Raw genomic sequence first — 16245 nt, 5'->3', positions numbered from 1 at the left:
CACAGAAGAAGCATGCTCGTGCAGGACAGTTACATCCCTCCGCCGTCGCAGTTCGGCGGCGGGGGATTCAGGTCGTTTACCAGCACCGCGGTGCTGGACCGGGAGCCGGAGTTGGAAGCTGCTCCCGACCAGGAGGTCTTTGACCAGCTCGCACCTGTTGTTCAGGATGCCCCGGAGCTGGCACCGGCGGTTACAGAAGAAGATGTCGAGGAGCCGGCGATCGAGCCAACCTTCGATGAGCTGATCTGGGGGCACAACGACGCCGGGGCCCAGGTGGAAGTCCAGTCAGACATAATCCCGCGGCGGCTGTCGCCCGGGGACTCTTCGCAGCAGCACGGAACGCTGGCGACGGCATCGCTGGTTGTGTCCCTCGCAGGGATTGTCACCGGTGTTGGGTTCGTGGCCGGCGCAGTGATGGGTCATGTGGCTTTGAGCCAGATCGGTCGTGCCGGCTGGTTCCGCAGCGACGAGCTGGCTGCACGCCGGGCCCGGAACGCCGTCAGCATCGGCTACATCGGGATGGCTGTGCTGTTCATTGCGGGAATCCTGGGAGCCGCTTACTGGCTGACGCAGGTGGCCGTTCCCGGACGGTAGCTGGCACGGATGTTGAACGAAAAAGCCCGAAGCGTCCTCTAGGGCGCTTCGGGCTTTGTGTTGGGCTTGCTGAGCATCACTTGGTGAGCTCAACTGCCACTGCGTACAGCATGATGCAACCTACGGTTGTCAGGCCGAAGCCCCGGGATATATCCCCGACTGCGCTCGACACAATAAACCCGATAGCTCCGTACAATCCGAGGAGCACCAAAAACTTTTGCATTCTGTAGCTTGAAAACATAACGACCACTCTCCATTTCTTTGAATTTGTTTCACATATGTTCCCGGTGCTGCCGTGCAGCACCATGTAAACAATGGGAACACTGCAAACAATGGAGAAAGCCAGAACTACAGAACACAACCACCCACCCTCTGCCCCTTTAGGCTTAGGCGGATCTTGCAAATGGTCTCTACATTTGCTCCATGCGCACCAGTGGAATGCCATCTGGAGATGTATCGGTGACGCCGTATCCAGAGGTCTTGTTGACGCTGGTGATCTTCCACTGGGTGCCAGGAGGGAAGATGACCTGGCTCATGTCGGTATTGAGCATAGAGCTGTGAGAAGTGCGCTTGAGCAGCCCCCTGCTGCGGTACCTCTGTTCAGGCACGCAGAGGCCGGAGTGGACGATGAGCTCGACGAGTGTCGGCCGCAGATTTCCAGACCATGCCCCGTTTTCCGTTCCGTCAAATTCCAGTGCCGACTGCGGGTCGGTGGCTGCGAATCCGAATCCTGCATCCGTGAAGGTGCTGTGCCAGGGGGTGGTCTCCGTGGACAGGTGCTCACTGAGGCCGGCGATGTCGAGGCTGTACGCATCAGTGACCAGAGGCAGCCCCACGCCCCGGAACAACATCATCTGCTTGTCCAGCCTGATGGCACTGCCCAGCCGGTCGAACATGTCGCTGGCCTCGTTGAAGAATTCCAGCTGGGTGAAGTAATCCAATGCGGGCCAGGTGTATCGCCCGGCATCGACGTCGAGGCTGTGGCCACCGCGCACATTTTCATTGACCGGGTACACGTCGACTGAGGCCAAAACCCCAAGGACGCGCATATCTCTGGGCGTGAGGTTCTTGAGCTGCCGCTTACCGTTGCGGAGTACCGCCGCGTCGGCTGCGTGCGGCGGCGCCACAGGAACATGGACGGGGGCGGGCAGGAGGTTTCGCATGTGATCCGATCAGGTCAGAGGTCCGGGGCAGTGCCGCAGGTTCCGTAGGCGCCCGCATCATAACGTTAGCGCCGAAATGAAGCAAGGTTTTCGGACACCTTTCTGTTCGTCGGATTTCGCCTATATCAAACCGACTGAGAGCGTCAAGCGATTTGTCACCGAATCGGCACTTATTTCCGAAAAATCCAAGATTCTTCGACACGCTCCAAATCCACACCATAATGTCGCTTATGATGTGGATTTTGTGAGAGGGTCAATTATGGATCTCGCTTATAACACCGCGCCCGCCAGTAATCGGGAACGACACGCCAGCATTATTGCGGCGTGGCAGTTGGCGCAGAGTTCGCCGCACACCTTGACTGCTTATACCCGAAACCTCACCGGGTTCTGTCTCTGGCTGGACAGCCACACGCTGGATCTGTTCACGGTCCGACGTGTGCATGTGGACGGCTTCCGGCACACACTCGTGGGGGCGCCGACGACGGTGGCCAGGACGCTCGCTGCGGTGTCCAGCTTCTATAGGTACGCAATGTCTGAGGGCGTCGTGGACCGGAACCCGGTCGAGATGATCGTCCGGCCCACTGTGGATGCGGACCACAGTTCCACCCAGGGGCTGAACCGCGAGCAGGCCAAGACTCTGCTGGCAGTGGCTCATAGAGACGGTCTGAGGTCAGCGGCCCTGGTGAACCTGCTCATGTTCACCGGCGTCCGCATCAGCGAGGCGCTGAACGCGAGCACCGCCGACTATGGTCACGACGCAGGACACCGCACGTTGAACATCAGGCGCAAGGGAGGCAAGTCCGCCAAGGTCGCGGTGCCTGCACCCGCTGTCGTCGCTCTGAATTCATATCTGGGCACTTCCGGCGCCGACCTGGTTTTGGGACATTCGCTGAGCTCTCCGCTCTTCACCACAGCCACCGGCAAACCCTGGAACCGCTCGGAGGCATTCCGCACCGTGCAGCGGCTGGCCCGCAAGGCCCGCATAGAAGGACAGATCAGTCCGCACAGCCTGCGGCACACTTTCGCGACCATTGCCCTGGACAGCGGCACTTCACTTCACGCCTTGCAGGACAGCATGGGCCACGCTGATCCGCGGACCACGAGGCGCTATGACAGGGCACGGAACAATCTGCTGAAATCGGCCAGCTACGACGTGGCGCGGGCGCTGGCATAAATCAAGATAGCTGCCCCGTAACATGCTGGTCCTGCCGGGTAAGCAACCCCCGGCCGCACTCAGGTGGAGTGAAGAATGGCCCCGGTATCTATCGGGGCCATTCGTCTGCCTGGTTCGACTTCGTGAATGGACGCCGGACTGCCCGAAACGGATACGCCACAAGCCTGGCCAGTCCGGCGACGGCCAGGAGGATCGCGAAGGCGACCAGCTGGACGAGGAACATCAGCAGGGCCACCGCGAGGGTGCCGGTGTAGGTCAGGCCGAAGGCCAGGGTGGACGGGTCAGCCATCAGTCCTGAATCCTGCCGCGCCCGGCGCGGGTGTGGTGACAGGTGACGGCGGGCAGAGCTTCTGTACGAGGGCCCTGAGCTGGGCGGTTCGGAAGGGTTTGGTCAGGTATGCGTTGGCGCCGGCTGACATGCCGTCGAGCTCATCACTGGGCTCCGTGTACGCAGTGATCATGAGTAGCGGCGCTTTCGAGAGCGTCCGGATCTGGCGGGCCACGTCATGGCCGTCCAGGTCGGGAAGGCCCAGGTCCAGGGTGATCAGAGCCAGGTCCAGTCTTTTGGCCGCGCGAAGGCCTGCCGCGCCGGTTGCTTCGGCGTGGACTTTAAAACCTGCCCCGGTGAGGATCAGGCAGAGCAGATGCCGGATATCGAGGTCATCTTCGATGACAAGGCAAATCCCGCGTGAATTCATGTGGTCCCCCCGGACAATTCCTCACTATTCTATGTGTCTCCGGCTCCTCTACTCCCCAGGGAAGAAACCACAACGGGTCCGCCGGCCGCCGGCCGTTGGCCACCGCCCGCGCGTGCGCTGCACGCTCCACGTATGGCCCGAAGCCTTCGTCCATGTACAGGATGGACATGCTGAGTCTCCTTTCCAAGATCGTCTGTTCAGCGCCCGGAAAATTCGGGCCCGGGTGACCGGTGTTCCGAAGCGGCAGCCGGCGGGATGCGCGCTTGTCTAGAGTTGGGTGCCGTAGATGAATTCCTTGGCGTGGTATACGGCTTTACTGAAGGCGTCGTTGCGGAGGGTGATCTGTTCTTCGGTGTTTGTCTTGCCTGGCTCGATGTAGGCCGTATGTCCGGGGTGCAGCACCCAGATACCCCCGGACGGGGGCAGGTAGAAGACGCCGAAGGAGCGGTGCCGGGCGTCCTCTGCCCAGATCGGGACCACTGCGATCGCCGCGCCGGTGTCGGCGTTGATCCATTGGGCCCGGGGCAGGGGCTGCAGGTGGACCTGGACGGCGGTGTCCAGGAACGGGGCCGTTCCTTTGCCCCAGCGCTGCTCAAACCGTTCGTGAAACGCCGGCATCAGAAGGTGGTCGTACGGGTGCCAGTCGCTCATGGCAGGCTCCTTTCAGGGTCGCGTCAGGGTCGCGCGGCGTGACGGTAACGGGGCTGGGCACGGCTGTTTTCACCGGCGGATCCACCATAGGATCCGGTACCCGCCAAGGGCGGGTTCTTCACCGCGTGCTGCACGGTTCGGTAGCCGCTCGAACAGATCCCATCGGCCGGTAACCTGCCGTCCGGTGACCTGCGGTCCGGCGGTTGGGTTCCCGGGGTTTTCCCACCGCACCGGGCCGATGAACAGGGCAGGGCCGGACGGGCCGGGTGGCCCAGTGCCGGGCGCCCGTGCGGCCGCGGCGCGGGAGCTTGTGCCGGCGGCGGCGACCCCCGCCGCTGCCGGTCGTAGGCAGCCCGCTTGACCGGGTCGCCGAGAACGGCGTAGGCGTCCATGATGTCGTGCAGTTCCTGCATTCCGGACCGGCGGCCACTGTTCCGGGGGTACGGGTGCGGGTGTCCGGATGATGGGCGCGCACCAGCGCCCGGTAGGCGCGGGCGACCTCACGGGCACTCGCGGCGGGCCCGAGGTGGAGAACCTCGTAGGGATCCGGGCTGTGCTCTTTCATGGTCGGGTGTTCCGCCTGTTGGTCGTTTCCTGTCCGCACCCAACCCCCCTGGGGTACGGCGAGGGGCGGGGATGGTCCCCGGTCCGCGGGGGCCGGGGACCATCGGTGCGGGAGGCATCGTCGGGGGCCGTTTTTCCGGTGCGCAACTGGCGCAATGGCGTGGCTTCTCTGCATCGCCATCTAGTTACTGGCGGCCGGTCCAATGCTCCCGGTCCCGCGGGTCTGACCCGGGCGCGTCTTAGGCCTTGATTTCCTGACGCGGGGTCTTCTCCGATGCGATTTCGATCCGGCGCGGTTTGGCTTTTTCGGCCACCGGGATCCGCAAAGTCAGCACCCCGGCGTCGTAGCTGGCCTTCACCGCGTCGGTATCCAGGGCATCGCCGAGGATGAGCTGGCGGCTGAAGACGCCGCGGGGCCGTTCGGCGGCGATCAGCTCGGTGTTTTCACCGGCCGGGTCCTTGCGTTCTGCCTTGACCGTCAGGACGTTGCGTTCGACGTCGATGTCCACTGAATCCACCGCGACCCCCGGCAGGTCGAAGGCGACGACGAATTCTTCCCCGTCCTGCCAGGCATCCATGGGCATCGCGGCCGGCCGGGCTGTGGTGCCAAGGACCTGCTGGGCGAGCCTGTCGAGCTCGCGGAACGGGTCGGTACGCATCAGCATGGTCATCTCACTCCTTGCAGTCGATTCTGTCATTCGGTCCCAGCCGCTTATCTATGGTGGCTGGTATAGATTTTTTATAGCACTGGTGGGAAACTGGTGCAAGGGGTTTTTCGGGGTTTTTGAGGAGTATCCGATGGAGACAAGAACCGGGAGGGCTACGGGGGTGTATGCCATTTCCGTGGCCGCCGAGCTGGTGGGGATGGGGCAGCAGAACCTCCGACTTTATGAGCGCAAGGGCCTGCTGGAACCTGGCCGGACGGTCGGGGGAACCCGGCGGTACAGTGAACAGGACCTGGAGACCCTGCGCCGGATCAGCGCACTGCTCGAGGACGGGCTGAATCTGGCCGGCATCCGCGCGGTCCTTCGTCTTGAGGCCGTTAACGTGCGGCTGGAACGGGAATTGGCGGCTGCCCGGACCCGGCGCTGAGTGGAAGCGGCGTGTGCCCTGCGGTGGCAGGGGCCGGCCGCGGGGCCTTCGGCAGGGCGAAGCAACCCCGGTGTACAAGGCGCTGCGCCCCGGGTCCGGGCCGCCCGCTCTTTCCCCGACGGTTTAGCCGCGGGAGATGGGGACCTTCCGGTTCTCCGGTGTTCCCTGTTCGGGCAGCGGCACACGGATTTCCAGGATGCCGTCGGTGTATGAGGCCTTCACCTCGCCCGGATCGATGGCCGACAGAAGGCTCACGGTCCGGGAGAAGGTCCCGTACGGGAATTCGGAGCGGTAGCCCTCTTTGTCCGCCGTCCGGGGCGGTACGCCTCGCGCGGACGTGTGCTTCACGAAACATCGGGAAAGGGGACGACATCAGGCTGGTCCCTCCCCAGAGGTGTTGGGATCGTCCCCGGCATAACATGACCCCACGGGCGTGGAGGCCGAGGTGGCAAGGGTTTTGCGAGAGCTCTTGGAGCAGGCGGTTGAAGTCCTCGCCACCGGGCCGCGACCATTAACCCCCACGGCCGCCGTGGTGTCTATGAGCTGCGGAGGCCGCAGTTCTCAAGTAAGGCCGTTCTCGAAATCCTTCGTTTTCTGGAACGAAAGCGACGGGGCGGCAGGAAGATGTCGCGGCACGGGACTGTGACTTTCAGCGGTAAATGGCGGCGTTTTGGCGGCGCTATTTGTCGCGCGCCCATGGGTCCTCAAGGGGATCCCTTACCGAGCACCCACTGCCTGCCCAGCTCTTTGCTCGCGGGCGCACCCTGGGTGAGAAGTCTTTAGGTCTGGAGATGAATGTAAAGTTTTTCGGATTCTGCGAAACCTTTTGGGCGTTGCCGGACACTAAAGGGCATGGGGAACATACAAACCGGGGACGAGGGGCTGTGGCGCCAGAGCCTTCTGGGCCAGGGCGACGCCTTTGGCGTCCTTTACGACCGGCACCGGGACAGGGTTTTCCGCCACGCCTACCGGTTGTGCGGGAACCACCACGATGGCGAAGACATCATGGCTGGCGCTTTCCTTGAACTTTGGCGGAGACGAAAGCACGTCCGGGTGGTCGAAGGATCGATCCTCCCCTGACTACTGGTCACGACCACGAACGTAGCCCGCAACCGCGCGCGTGCTGCTGCCCGCTACCAGCGGCTCCTGAACTCCTTGCCGCGTAACCAGGAAGCTGACGACCCTTCAGCTGATCCGTACCGCAGATACCAGAACCAACTCGATCAGGACCTTGCGCAGGCTCTTGCCACCCTGAACTCCGAAGACCTGCACCTGGTGAGCCTGATCGTTTTCGAAGAGCACACCATCGCCGCGGCGGCCACTGTCCTCAACCTGACACCAGCCGCAGCGAAATCCCGGATGCACCGCGCCCGGCAGCGACTACGGGCCGCCCTCGATGGCAAGGCACCCGCGCAGAACCCTCCCACCGCTCCAACACCAGTTTTGGAAGGAGAACGGCCATGAACCAGCTCCACGTCGACAACGTGTTCAGCGACGCGCTACGAGCCGAACTCATAACAAGAGTTAAGGAAGCCGCACCTGCCCGCGCCCGGAAGCGCATCAGGCTTTGGACCGGGACTGCAGTATTCGCCGGTATCGGCGTCCTAGGCGGTGTCGGCGCGACCGCGGCCGGCCTTTTCATCACCCCGGGATCCACGCAGGTGACGCCCTTGGCGTCCCCGGTGACGGAGACCCACCACGGGACGGCCACCGTGCAGCTCGGCCCACCCCCGGAAGGCACAACGGGAATCGAAATGCAGTTGCACTGCCTAACCCCTGGACGTTTTGAGTACGGTGGCGGAGCCAGCAGCATCTGTGGACCCAACGATGTAGGGACACCCCAGGACTGGACGGGATACACAATTCCTCTCACGCCCGGGGAAGAAAGCATCACCATCAAAACAAGCCCCGATGCCAGCTGGAAAATCACCGCCCAGTACGTCAACACCGAAATCACCGACTGGGCATTAAATGCCGACGGAGACACTTACGGCGCAATGAACGAGAACGGAAGCCCTGACATGGTCGCCGTCGTAGCAACCAACGGGACCAGAGGCTACGTCCACCGGAGAGAACTTGAAGATGCGGACGGTACGGCAGCGATCAAGACCTTCAAGAGTCCGGCAGAGGCCCTCGCCTGGCAGGAAGCCCGCCTAGGCAAGGTCTTATCCATCCCCGTTTACGACGTGACGGGCAAGACGGTTGTAGGTGAATTTGTCATCAGTTATGCGGCCGGGAGCTCTGGGACCGCTGGCACACCTGTAGTGGAATGCGCGGGTGTCCCGCCGACACTGGCTCCTGGTGAGGCATACCGCTGCCCCGGCTTGTCGCCAAATGAAACCGGATACCCGGCTATCCCTGTCCCTTCCAACTGATGCACCCCCATTGCCCGCTAGCCGGCGGCCCATGCTCCACGCGCCCGGTAGGGGATCCCTCATCGGACATTCTCTGCAGTGGATGCGGGTTTCCGTCGTACACCTTCACAAAGGGATGGGTGGGTGGAATGCTGAGGGCACTTGCTTAGCCTTACGCGGTGGCGGACATTGGGGGAACAAGAATGCGACGGAGCCAACCGGGGTTGTGGCAGTACATAGTTCCTCTTTTATTTGTTGGCGTGCTGCTGACATCTTGCGGTGATGTGAGAACCGGGATGCCGGAAACCGCTGTACCTGTGCCCGTCGAATCCCCTACGTCCACCAGCGCTGGTCCCAGAACTTCACCGAGCACTTCACCGCCCCAATCATCCTGTGCGGCGTTGCTGCCGTCGGCCCCGTGCACGAAATACCTGGGCATCTCGGGCACGGCGAATGGCGAAGACCTCCCCTGGGTAGCGTCGGGGGGCGTTAGCGCGGAGCTGGCCGCCGTAAACGGTGAACTTTTGCTGGCCGTGGTACCCAGGTGCGCGCCCATGAGCGGGCCAGCGACAATCACTGGTACCACGCTCACTGTCAGGGACATCGTGATCGGCGCGAGCGGGTGCATCGACAAGAATATGGGCGAGCAGCAGCAGTGGGTGCAGGACTTCCTGCAGCGGCCTATCGAACAGACCTTCAGCAACGGGACTCTCACCTGGAAGAGTGGAACTGACACACTCAGCTTCAGAAGCGAATAGGCCGGTGTTGCTGGGCTTTGCTCTTCCCGTGGTCCGCTCCCAGGCCGGCGGCGGGGCCGGGCCGGATCCGGACTGGCGGAAATCTTCGAGCACCGGTTTCGGCCGATTTCAGCCGCGATTGCCGTCCCGCTTTACGCGTTCTTCTCCGCCGGAGTGGCGGTGGGTGGCTGGGACGGGCTTGGCTCGGCGCTGATGGACCCGGTGGCCGTCGGCATCATTCTGGCCCTGGTGCTGGGCAAGCCGGTCGGGATCATGGGCACCACTTGGTTGCTTACCGAGACCAGCAAGGCGCGCCTGGACGGATCCTTCAAGTGGATGGATGTCCTGGGAGTGTCCCTGCTGGCGGGGATCGGCTTCACCATCTCGCTCCTGCTCACCGCTCCGGCCTCACCACTCCGGCGGGAGCGGGAATTCCCCGAAACCGCGACCGTGTGGGGCGCTGCTGGTGGCCTCCAGCGGATCCACGCCGGTTAGCGGTGCCTGCGGTGAGAACCTGGCCCGTCCAGCCATCGGCGTCGGAACCAGATCAGCCCCGTTATGGCCCGTCGTGCCACTGGTGAGCCCAGGCGTTCCCGGACATCGGCGACGGCAGCATTCCAGACCCCGTCCGAATACGTGGGGTAGGGGTGGGTCGTTCCGGCAATGTCGGATGTTGTCATCCCTTTCCGGACTGCCAGGGTCAGTTCAGCCAGGGATTCCCCGGCCCGCGGGCCGACAATGGTGCCGCCCAGGATTCTTCCCCGCCGGTCCAGGATCAGCCGGGTGAAGCCGCCTGTGGAGTCCTCCGTCACGGCGCGGTCGACGTGGGTGTGCCGGACCGTGCGGGCCCGGTGATGCAGGCGGGCGTCGGCTGTGGTGAGCCCGACGGTGGCGACCTCCGGGGAGGTGAACGTCACCCGGGGCACGGTGCCGCTGATCTGGCGTGTGAGCCCGAGCACCGCGTTCGAGGCGGCCACGGACGCGTGGACGCCGGCCAGGTGAGTGAACCGGGGGTTCGCGGTCACATCTCCCGCCGCCCAGATGAGCGGATTGGAGGTCATCATCCGGGTGTCCGTGATCACCTGGCCGTGCTCGTCCAGGCTGACCCCGACCCGTTCCAGGCCAAGACCCGCGGTCCGGGGTGTGCGTCCGGTGGCCAGAAGGACAGTGTCCGCATCCACTTCAGCGCCGTCCCGAAGCCGGAGCCGGGATCCGGTGTCCGTGGTGACGGCGTTCTGGACTGTTGTGTTCTCCAGGATGCGCACGCCGTCGGTTTCCAGGCTTTCCCGGACGAGGGCGGCGGCGTCGGGATCTTCTTTGGGGAGGATCCGGGTGCGGACGATCATGGTGACATCGGATCCGAGGCGGGCGAAGGCCTGCCCGAGTTCGCAGGCGATCGGACCGCCGCCAACAACGGCCAGCCGCGCCGGAAGGTCATCGAGTTCCCAGATCGTGTCGGAGGTGACCGTGGCTCCCGGGTCCAGGCCGGGAATGCCGGTGCTGACCGGCGCCGCGCCGGTGGCGATCAGTGCCTGCCGGAAGCGGATCGTCCTGCCGTCAACCTCGGCCACCCCGGGGGAGTGGAACGTCAGGGTGCCCTTGATGACTTCAACTCCGGCGGCTTCGAGCGCCGCCGGGGAGTCGACGGGTTCGATCGTGGTGATCGCGGCCAAGATGCGCGTGCGCACCGCGGTGAATTCCGTGGGCCGGCCGGTCAGCGCGCGGGCTGTCGTGGCGTGGGCGGCTGCCGACAGAAGGGTCTTGGACGGGACGCATCCGGTCCACAGGCAGTCACCGCCGGTGCGGGCCTGTTCGACCAGAAGGGTCCGTGCTCCGAAGCCGGCCGCCGTCGTGGCGCCCACGATTCCCGCGGTCCCGCCGCCCACGACCAGGAGGTCTAAGATCGGGTTCTCGGCTGCCATGATGGACTCCTCTTGAATGACGCTGAATGCCGGACATGTCATCCGCCGCCGAGCGGTCGTCCGCGACCGCGACGCTGCGCAGTACGAACCCGAAGGAGGCCGCCATCGGCGATAAATACACGCTGTTTGCCCCGTATTACGATCTTCTTTCGGGCGAATACCCTGTCTATCATGCCGGGCGGGTGCTCGGCATCGATGCGCTAGCCCCCGCGCCGGGCCAGCAGGTGCTGGACATCGGATGCGGAACGGGGCTGAATTTTCCGCTGCTGCAGGAGCGCATCGGCCCATCGGGGACCATCGTCGGGATCGACCGCAGCGCCGGCATGCTCCGGCAGGCGCGGCGCCGGGTCCAGTCCCACGGCTGGCAGAACGTGATCCTGATCCAGGCCGACATGGTGCTGCTCGACCCAGAGTCAATTGCCGCCCGCATCCAGCAGAGCGGCGGAGCGGCGGTCTCCAATGCTGCCATGGCGACTTACTCGTTGTCCCTGATGGGGAACTGGGAGCAGGCGTGGACGAACATGACCGGGCTCCTGGCCACGCCTGCCAGGGTGGGTGTGGTGGACATGCAGGACTCGGTGGGACGGTCCCGATGGCTCACTCCGCTGGCACGGCTGGCCTGCGCCCTGGGAGGATCCGACATCACCGCCGCCCCCTGGCAGGCCGTGGAAGAACGGTGCGTCGACCTCGTCCACGCCTCGGCCCGGGGCGGTCACCTGCAGATCCGGGCCGGAAAGTTGATGCACGGGTGAAGGGCCCTCGCACGGGGGCGCGTCCGAGGCTCTGCCGGACTGCCGTGCGCAGTTGTCGATCTTTTTTGCTGTGTAGCGCAGATTACTGAACAGCATCATGGACCGGCCATACGTTGAAGAGGTCAGGAAGAAACTCTCTTATGGAAGGTCGCCGTCATGGCTTCTGCATCAGCTCTTTCCCGTCCCGCGTCCGGCATTGGCGTGGGACGGCGCGTCGCCGCCGGGGTAGCCGGGGGCATCGCCGGCGGTATCGTGTTCGGGGTTCTCATGGCAATGATGGGCATACTGCCCGTCATCGCGTCCATGGTCGGCTCCAGTTCGGCTGCGGTCGGGTTCGGCGTCCACCTGATGATTTCGGTGATGATCGGCCTCGGCCTGACGGTGCTGTTCGGCAACCGGTTCCTGACCGGGTATGGCCGCGGCGCCCTCGTCGGGCTCGGTTACGGGGCCATCTGGTGGGTCCTGGGCCCGCTGATGATCATGCCGGTCATGATGGGCATGCCCCTGTTTGCCGTTGATCTCATGTCTCTGATGAGCCTCATGGGTCACCTGATTTATGGCGTTATTCTGGGACTGGTGGCGGTCCGCGTCCTGACGGGCCGGGCATGACCGGTTCCTGCCGGATCGATGTGGCGGCCACCGCCTCCGGGGACCTGCGACCGTGGGCCCCGCGGCAACGAGAGGTGGACCCGCTGATGGCAGGACCCGCGGACCCGTTCAGTTGTTTGAATGAAGTTGATCTGTTCGCTGACCTGAGCGCGCAGGAGATCGAGGCCATGGACCTCATGGCGCCGGCCCGGCTGTTCCGCCGCGGAGAGCTGCTGTTCAGTCAGAGCCAGCCCGTGAAGGCCCTGTTTATCCTCAAATCCGGCCGGGTGCGTATCTTCCGGGTCGCCGAGGACGGGAAGGCCCTGACGATGGCCATCCTGGAACCGGGCGCCGTGTTCGGGGAGATGATGCTCGTGGGCCAGCGGATGTATGACAACTACGCCGAAGCCCTCGAGGACTCGGCCATCTGCCAGCTCAGTGTCGACGAGGTCGAACGGTTCCTGCTCTCGGACCCGCGCATCGCGATCCGGATCTCGCGGCTCCTGGGCGAACAGGTAGCCCGCCTCGAAGAACGCCTCACCGACCTGGCGCTGCGGCCGCTATCGGCCCAAGTGGCGGCCACCCTGCTCAAACTCGGTGACGCCGCGGGGCCGCCGCGCTTCGGGCAGGCCCGGACCATCCACCTGACCCACGAACAGCTCGCCGGCCTGCTCGGGTCCTCACGGGAGGCCACCAGCAAGATCATGGGCGAGCTCACAGCAAGGAAAGCCATCCGCCAGGGCCGCGGACGCATCGTCATCCAGGACCGCGACGTCCTGCGCACACTGGCCCGGAGCTCCTCATGATGACGGCCACGTTCAACGGCCAGGTGATCGCCCGCTCCGGCCAGACGGTGTACCTGGAAGGCAACCACTACTTTCCCCCGGAATCCATAGTGCCCGGTGCGCTGGAGGACAGCCGGGTGCGGACCCTGTGCTTCTGGAAAGGCATCGCGCGGTACCACCACGTCCGCGCCGGGGACCACCGGGCATCGAACGCGGCCTGGTCCTACCCGCGGCCGACACCCCTGGCCCGGATGATCAAAGGCCACGTCGCCTTCGCCCCCGGCACAGGGGTGATCGTCTACGACCAACGTCCCTGACCGCCGGCTTCACCGCCTTGTAAGCGGGACGGACGGAATACCTGAGGTCGGGGTCAGATCCTGGGTTGTCCGGGAGCGAGTTTTTGGAGAAAGGCCTGAAAGCTGTCCGGTAGCACGAACCCCTCCGCGTGGTCCTGGGTTCCGGCCCAGTCCGTGCCGGTTACCAGTCCTGCGGCCGCCACAACCTCAGATACCAAGTCCGCCGGAACCGGTCCTGTCGGATCTGCCAGGAGCCTTGCCCGGGTTCGCCCGGATAACTTTTCCCACCACGACTGCTCTACCTCAAATTCGGTCATGGACAGAGCCTATTCCGTCGGAGCAAGGGCGGCCATGGTGCGGGTGGCCGTCGCAACGTCCCAGCAGCGATCCTCAACCCTGGTTCATGTACGCCCCTTGAGCACCCGCCCGGCCGTCAGACCCAGGACAGCCCCGTACATCAAGTGACCCACCAGGGTCATCGCCGCCATGAATTCCCGGCTGAACACGGACTCGCCGAGCATTTGGGGCGTGATCAGCAGCCCGCCCACGCCCCACCAAACGACCCACCACAGGACCCCGTACACCAGGCCTGTGACGGCGCCTTTGCCGTAGCTGGTGAGGAACTTGCCCGCGAAGAGGACCGTCAGTCCCAGACCGGCCGCGACCGAGATTATCAGGTGGATGATAAGCCCGGCTCCGGCGGAGTCGGAGCCAACCATTGACGCGATCATGGGGAACATGCCCATCCGCGCCATCAGGAAGCCGAACACCATCCCGCCGGCGAGGCCGCCGACCACTCCGGCCAGGATCCGGCGGCCAAGCGTGGCCCAGGGGTGGGGATAATGCGCCGGAACGCCTGAAGAAGACACAGCAGCCCCTTTCATCACTGGAAGAGCGGGCGTCGATCGGGAACCCGGCCACGTCCCTGACCGTGATTATTTTTCTCTTCCTTACGGCGTGGACCCTGAAAAGGTGTTAACTGCCGTGCCGACGGAGCGCCCCCGCCGCTTCGGGAGAATCGAAGGCAGCTTTCAGCAGTCCTGTTGCCCCTTGGCCTTATACGTATTATTCACCTGTCTGGTCCCTTTCTGCGATGTCAAGTTTTCGCCCGGCTTTGATGACGTGGATGAGCAGGGCGCCGGTCTTGCACCTCGGGTCCGGGGAGGAATTCAGGACTGGGCTCCTGCGACACGCTCCATACATACAGGCTTGAGCCTAGGCGGACAGTAATCATGCCAACGAGCTCCTGGGGACGCCCCTGCGCTGTTCTTCGAGCCTGGGGCCTTGTCGGGAGCCCCGCTGCCGCCCTGTGGAAATACCTGTGGATAGTGTGCGGGTAAGGGGCAGATAATGAACGCAAGGCACGTCGTGTGCCGGGGGCGACCCTCTGTCTCCGGGCTCCGGGCCGTTCTTCGGGAGAGGAGGTTCCCATGCCGCTCTCGGATGAAGAGCGCCGCCGCCTTGAAAAGCTCGAACAGGACCTGGCCGCGACGGACCCGGACCTGGACCTTGAGTTGAAGTCCGGGTTACCCCGCGGCATGGCTGCCCTCACCGTCTACGGGCTTTTGGCCGTGTTGGCCGGCTTCGTGCTGGTCATCGCGGGCATCATTGTGCAGGTCATGGTCCTGGGCGCCCTGGGATTCCTCATGATGGTTGCAGGTGCTCACTGGTTCGTCAGCGGCTTTCGTTCCCGCCATGAGTCCGGGTAGCAGCCTGGACCTGGCAGCCCGACGGTGGAGCATCCGGCCTGCAGACCCCCGCCCGCTGGTTCATCCTGGGTACCGGAACACAGCCAGTCCTGGCACGAACATGAGCTCGTCCACCCTTGGGATCTGGTGTTCCGGACGGGCATCGAACCATGGAATAGCAGTTCCGGACCGGGCGTACCGCTGGGCGGGACCGGGCAGGGGACGCAGGCTTGCTGGAGGAGTACTCTGTGATGTATCCGTTCGGCTCGGACGGACTGCTCCGGTTTTAGGGGATGAAAAAACGTGGCTGCTGATCCAGCGCCGAGTCCATCAAAGGGGCCACGCCCGGCCCCGCGTCCGGTAAATAAGCCTGCGCCCTCGAAGCCAAAACGCCCGGTTCGGAACCCGTCCGCGGACAAAGCCGGGGCCGCGGAGGTGACGCGGGCCGGAATGATCTGGGTTGCCGTCAGCGCGGGGCTGATCCTTTTGGTGTTGCTCATCATCTTCATCCTGCAGAACCAGGATCGGGTGACCGTGCACTATCTTGGCGTCGCCGGCGAGCTTTCCCTGGGCATGGCGCTGTTCATCGCAGCAGTGGCGGGCGGGATCCTGGTCGCTATCGCCGGGGCAGCACGGATCCTTCAGCTAAGAAGCCAACGCCGCCACCCGCACGGCCAGCCGCCGGTCCCGCCGGGACCCGCCACGACCAGCCGGACCGAACCCACGCCCCGACCGGGGGGTCCACCGCAGTAGTCGCGGCGGCGCCGCAGAGTCCGGCCCGGATCCGAAGGTGGCCGCCACGGGCAGACCGGGCTGATGACTCCGGCAACGTCTTCCTCCACAATGCGGCGCCCGGTCCCACTACGATCCGGGAAGCGGTAGACGCGGGACCATCAGTCCTGCGGCTGGCCGACCGCACGCACCGGTTATGTCTTAGAGCGGGCGAATATTCTCCGCCTGCGGACCTTTCGGGCCCTGGGCCAGATCAAACTGGACTTTCTGGTTCTCTTCCAATGAACGGTAGCCGCTGCTGGCGATCGCCGAATAATGGGCGAACACATCGGCCGAGCCATCATCATTGGCGATGAACCCGAAGCCTTTTTCAGAGTTGAACCATTTTACTGTTCCAGTTGCCATATCTGTCTTCCCCATATTCTCTGTCACCTCGGCCCTCACTGGCCGCAAGC

23 protein-coding genes and 1 pseudogene are annotated in these 16245 nt (G+C 64.3%); 14 read left to right on the top strand and 10 right to left on the bottom strand.

Features of this window, described 5'->3' with window-relative positions; all coding sequences use genetic code 11:
* The first annotated feature begins 12 nt into the window (after positions 1-12).
* Entirely contained in the window at positions 13-594 is a 582-nt protein-coding gene (locus tag ACVWY0_RS06225) for a DUF4190 domain-containing protein (RefSeq protein WP_485835902.1), read from the top strand.
* A 410-nt stretch (positions 595-1004) separates the two neighbouring features.
* On the opposite strand, the gene ACVWY0_RS06220 is transcribed toward ACVWY0_RS06225, so the two are convergent.
* Positions 1005-1721, bottom strand: coding sequence for a hypothetical protein (locus ACVWY0_RS06220; RefSeq protein ID WP_485835901.1), 717 nt, complete (start codon positions 1719-1721; stop codon positions 1005-1007).
* 112 nt (positions 1722-1833) lie between these two features.
* On the opposite strand from ACVWY0_RS06220, the gene ACVWY0_RS06215 reads away from it, so the two are divergent.
* Positions 1834-2931, top strand: a complete 1098-nt coding sequence (locus ACVWY0_RS06215) for a tyrosine-type recombinase/integrase (protein WP_485835900.1) — start codon at positions 1834-1836, stop codon at positions 2929-2931.
* Between the two features lie 88 nt (positions 2932-3019).
* Here the strand turns inward: ACVWY0_RS06215 and ACVWY0_RS06210 are convergent, their stop codons facing one another.
* The 5 genes from ACVWY0_RS06210 to ACVWY0_RS06190 all read right to left on the bottom strand — a co-directional run bounded on the left by ACVWY0_RS06210 (position 3020) and on the right by ACVWY0_RS06190 (position 5509).
* Positions 3020-3220 (bottom strand): hypothetical protein, encoded by a 201-nt coding sequence (locus ACVWY0_RS06210; protein WP_485835899.1) that lies wholly within the window; start codon positions 3218-3220, stop codon positions 3020-3022.
* The gene (locus ACVWY0_RS06205; RefSeq protein ID WP_485835898.1) at positions 3213-3629 is read right to left on the bottom strand and encodes a response regulator transcription factor; all 417 of its coding nucleotides are present in this window, start codon (positions 3627-3629) and stop codon (positions 3213-3215) included. Before ACVWY0_RS06205 ends, ACVWY0_RS06210 begins: the two co-directional genes overlap by 8 nt.
* A gap of 267 nt (positions 3630-3896) precedes the next feature.
* Positions 3897-4280 carry a hypothetical protein gene (locus ACVWY0_RS06200; protein ID WP_485835897.1) on the bottom strand — a complete coding sequence of 128 codons (384 nt, stop codon included), beginning with the start codon at positions 4278-4280 and terminating at the stop codon, positions 3897-3899.
* Between the two features lie 118 nt (positions 4281-4398).
* On the bottom strand, positions 4399-4845 hold the full coding sequence (locus ACVWY0_RS06195) for a J domain-containing protein (protein WP_485835896.1): 447 nt from the start codon (positions 4843-4845) through the stop codon (positions 4399-4401).
* Between the two features lie 238 nt (positions 4846-5083).
* Positions 5084-5509, bottom strand: a complete 426-nt coding sequence (locus ACVWY0_RS06190) for an Hsp20/alpha crystallin family protein (protein WP_485835895.1) — start codon at positions 5507-5509, stop codon at positions 5084-5086.
* Between the two features lie 133 nt (positions 5510-5642).
* On the opposite strand from ACVWY0_RS06190, the gene ACVWY0_RS06185 reads away from it, so the two are divergent.
* Positions 5643-5936: a MerR family transcriptional regulator gene (locus ACVWY0_RS06185; RefSeq protein WP_485835894.1), complete on the top strand. Its 294-nt coding sequence runs from the start codon at positions 5643-5645 to the stop codon at positions 5934-5936.
* Positions 5937-6059: 123 nt separating this feature from the next.
* On the opposite strand, the gene ACVWY0_RS06180 is transcribed toward ACVWY0_RS06185, so the two are convergent.
* Positions 6060-6284, bottom strand: a complete 225-nt coding sequence (locus ACVWY0_RS06180; RefSeq protein ID WP_485835893.1) for an Hsp20/alpha crystallin family protein — start codon at positions 6282-6284, stop codon at positions 6060-6062.
* A gap of 504 nt (positions 6285-6788) precedes the next feature.
* On the opposite strand from ACVWY0_RS06180, the gene ACVWY0_RS06175 reads away from it, so the two are divergent.
* The 5 genes and pseudogenes from ACVWY0_RS06175 to ACVWY0_RS06155 all read left to right on the top strand — a co-directional run.
* Positions 6789-7016 carry an RNA polymerase sigma factor gene (locus ACVWY0_RS06175; protein WP_485835892.1) on the top strand — a complete coding sequence of 76 codons (228 nt, stop codon included), beginning with the start codon at positions 6789-6791 and terminating at the stop codon, positions 7014-7016.
* Between the two features lie 75 nt (positions 7017-7091).
* Entirely contained in the window at positions 7092-7400 is a 309-nt protein-coding gene (locus ACVWY0_RS06170; protein WP_485835891.1) for an RNA polymerase sigma factor, read from the top strand.
* Positions 7397-8311 (top strand): peptidase M56 family protein, encoded by a 915-nt coding sequence (locus ACVWY0_RS06165; protein ID WP_485835890.1) that lies wholly within the window; start codon positions 7397-7399, stop codon positions 8309-8311. The genes ACVWY0_RS06170 and ACVWY0_RS06165 overlap by 4 nt, the downstream gene beginning before the upstream one ends.
* Before the next feature lie 533 nt (positions 8312-8844).
* Complete coding sequence (locus ACVWY0_RS06160; RefSeq protein WP_485835889.1) at positions 8845-9048, top strand: META domain-containing protein; 204 nt, start codon at positions 8845-8847, stop codon at positions 9046-9048.
* A 4-nt stretch (positions 9049-9052) separates the two neighbouring features.
* Positions 9053-9423 (top strand): annotated as a pseudogene (locus ACVWY0_RS06155) (Na+/H+ antiporter NhaA); the annotation flags it as partial.
* Between the two features lie 95 nt (positions 9424-9518).
* Here the strand turns inward: ACVWY0_RS06155 and ACVWY0_RS06150 are convergent.
* The gene (locus ACVWY0_RS06150) at positions 9519-10949 is read right to left on the bottom strand and encodes a dihydrolipoyl dehydrogenase family protein (protein ID WP_485835888.1); all 1431 of its coding nucleotides are present in this window, start codon (positions 10947-10949) and stop codon (positions 9519-9521) included.
* Positions 10950-10984: 35 nt separating this feature from the next.
* Here ACVWY0_RS06150 and ACVWY0_RS06145 point away from each other — a divergent pair, with 35 nt between their 5' ends.
* From ACVWY0_RS06145 to ACVWY0_RS06130, 4 genes are all read left to right on the top strand, one after another.
* Entirely contained in the window at positions 10985-11701 is a 717-nt protein-coding gene (locus ACVWY0_RS06145) for a class I SAM-dependent methyltransferase (RefSeq protein ID WP_485835887.1), read from the top strand.
* Positions 11702-11857: 156 nt separating this feature from the next.
* Complete coding sequence (locus ACVWY0_RS06140; RefSeq protein ID WP_485835886.1) at positions 11858-12310, top strand: hypothetical protein; 453 nt, start codon at positions 11858-11860, stop codon at positions 12308-12310.
* 116 nt (positions 12311-12426) lie between these two features.
* Positions 12427-13095 (top strand): Crp/Fnr family transcriptional regulator, encoded by a 669-nt coding sequence (locus ACVWY0_RS06135; protein ID WP_485835885.1) that lies wholly within the window; start codon positions 12427-12429, stop codon positions 13093-13095.
* The gene (locus ACVWY0_RS06130) at positions 13092-13391 is read left to right on the top strand and encodes a DUF427 domain-containing protein (RefSeq protein WP_485835884.1); all 300 of its coding nucleotides are present in this window, start codon (positions 13092-13094) and stop codon (positions 13389-13391) included. Before ACVWY0_RS06135 ends, ACVWY0_RS06130 begins: the two co-directional genes overlap by 4 nt.
* Before the next feature lie 380 nt (positions 13392-13771).
* Here the strand turns inward: ACVWY0_RS06130 and ACVWY0_RS06125 are convergent, their stop codons facing one another.
* Positions 13772-14239 carry a hypothetical protein gene (locus ACVWY0_RS06125; RefSeq protein WP_485835883.1) on the bottom strand — a complete coding sequence of 156 codons (468 nt, stop codon included), beginning with the start codon at positions 14237-14239 and terminating at the stop codon, positions 13772-13774.
* Positions 14240-14800: 561 nt separating this feature from the next.
* Between ACVWY0_RS06125 and ACVWY0_RS06120 the strand changes: the two genes are divergently transcribed.
* On the top strand, positions 14801-15079 hold the full coding sequence (locus ACVWY0_RS06120) for a DUF3040 domain-containing protein (RefSeq protein WP_485835882.1): 279 nt from the start codon (positions 14801-14803) through the stop codon (positions 15077-15079).
* Positions 15080-15508: 429 nt separating this feature from the next.
* The gene (locus ACVWY0_RS06115; RefSeq protein WP_485835881.1) at positions 15509-15811 is read left to right on the top strand and encodes a LapA family protein; all 303 of its coding nucleotides are present in this window, start codon (positions 15509-15511) and stop codon (positions 15809-15811) included.
* 180 nt (positions 15812-15991) lie between these two features.
* On the opposite strand, the gene ACVWY0_RS06110 is transcribed toward ACVWY0_RS06115, so the two are convergent.
* On the bottom strand, positions 15992-16195 hold the full coding sequence (locus tag ACVWY0_RS06110; protein WP_427005514.1) for a cold-shock protein: 204 nt from the start codon (positions 16193-16195) through the stop codon (positions 15992-15994).
* Positions 16196-16245: the final 50 nt, after the last annotated feature.

This window comes from Arthrobacter sp. UYNi723, assembly GCF_054057635.1.
The sequence above is the reverse complement of the archived record's forward strand: the minus strand, read 5'-3'. Positions and strand labels throughout refer to the sequence as shown.

What these genes read in the sequence shown, in the direction of transcription:
- ACVWY0_RS06225 (WP_485835902.1), top strand. Translation starts at nt 13, where the DNA reads ATGCTCGTGCAGGACAGTTACATCCCTCCGCCGTCGCAGTTCGGCGGC.
- ACVWY0_RS06215 (WP_485835900.1), top strand. Translation starts at nt 1,834, where the DNA reads ATGAAGCAAGGTTTTCGGACACCTTTCTGTTCGTCGGATTTCGCCTAT.
- ACVWY0_RS06210 (WP_485835899.1), bottom strand. Translation starts at nt 3,220, where the DNA reads ATGGCTGACCCGTCCACCCTGGCCTTCGGCCTGACCTACACCGGCACC.
- ACVWY0_RS06205 (WP_485835898.1), bottom strand. Translation starts at nt 3,629, where the DNA reads ATGAATTCACGCGGGATTTGCCTTGTCATCGAAGATGACCTCGATATC.
- ACVWY0_RS06200 (WP_485835897.1), bottom strand. Translation starts at nt 4,280, where the DNA reads ATGAGCGACTGGCACCCGTACGACCACCTTCTGATGCCGGCGTTTCAC.
- ACVWY0_RS06195 (WP_485835896.1), bottom strand. Translation starts at nt 4,845, where the DNA reads ATGAAAGAGCACAGCCCGGATCCCTACGAGGTTCTCCACCTCGGGCCC.
- ACVWY0_RS06190 (WP_485835895.1), bottom strand. Translation starts at nt 5,509, where the DNA reads ATGCTGATGCGTACCGACCCGTTCCGCGAGCTCGACAGGCTCGCCCAG.
- ACVWY0_RS06185 (WP_485835894.1), top strand. Translation starts at nt 5,643, where the DNA reads ATGGAGACAAGAACCGGGAGGGCTACGGGGGTGTATGCCATTTCCGTG.
- ACVWY0_RS06175 (WP_485835892.1), top strand. Translation starts at nt 6,789, where the DNA reads ATGGGGAACATACAAACCGGGGACGAGGGGCTGTGGCGCCAGAGCCTT.
- ACVWY0_RS06165 (WP_485835890.1), top strand. Translation starts at nt 7,397, where the DNA reads ATGAACCAGCTCCACGTCGACAACGTGTTCAGCGACGCGCTACGAGCC.
- ACVWY0_RS06160 (WP_485835889.1), top strand. Translation starts at nt 8,845, where the DNA reads ATGAGCGGGCCAGCGACAATCACTGGTACCACGCTCACTGTCAGGGAC.
- ACVWY0_RS06150 (WP_485835888.1), bottom strand. Translation starts at nt 10,949, where the DNA reads ATGGCAGCCGAGAACCCGATCTTAGACCTCCTGGTCGTGGGCGGCGGG.
- ACVWY0_RS06145 (WP_485835887.1), top strand. Translation starts at nt 10,985, where the DNA reads ATGTCATCCGCCGCCGAGCGGTCGTCCGCGACCGCGACGCTGCGCAGT.
- ACVWY0_RS06140 (WP_485835886.1), top strand. Translation starts at nt 11,858, where the DNA reads ATGGCTTCTGCATCAGCTCTTTCCCGTCCCGCGTCCGGCATTGGCGTG.
- ACVWY0_RS06130 (WP_485835884.1), top strand. Translation starts at nt 13,092, where the DNA reads ATGATGACGGCCACGTTCAACGGCCAGGTGATCGCCCGCTCCGGCCAG.
- ACVWY0_RS06120 (WP_485835882.1), top strand. Translation starts at nt 14,801, where the DNA reads ATGCCGCTCTCGGATGAAGAGCGCCGCCGCCTTGAAAAGCTCGAACAG.
- ACVWY0_RS06115 (WP_485835881.1), top strand. Translation starts at nt 15,509, where the DNA reads ATGATCTGGGTTGCCGTCAGCGCGGGGCTGATCCTTTTGGTGTTGCTC.
- ACVWY0_RS06110 (WP_427005514.1), bottom strand. Translation starts at nt 16,195, where the DNA reads ATGGCAACTGGAACAGTAAAATGGTTCAACTCTGAAAAAGGCTTCGGG.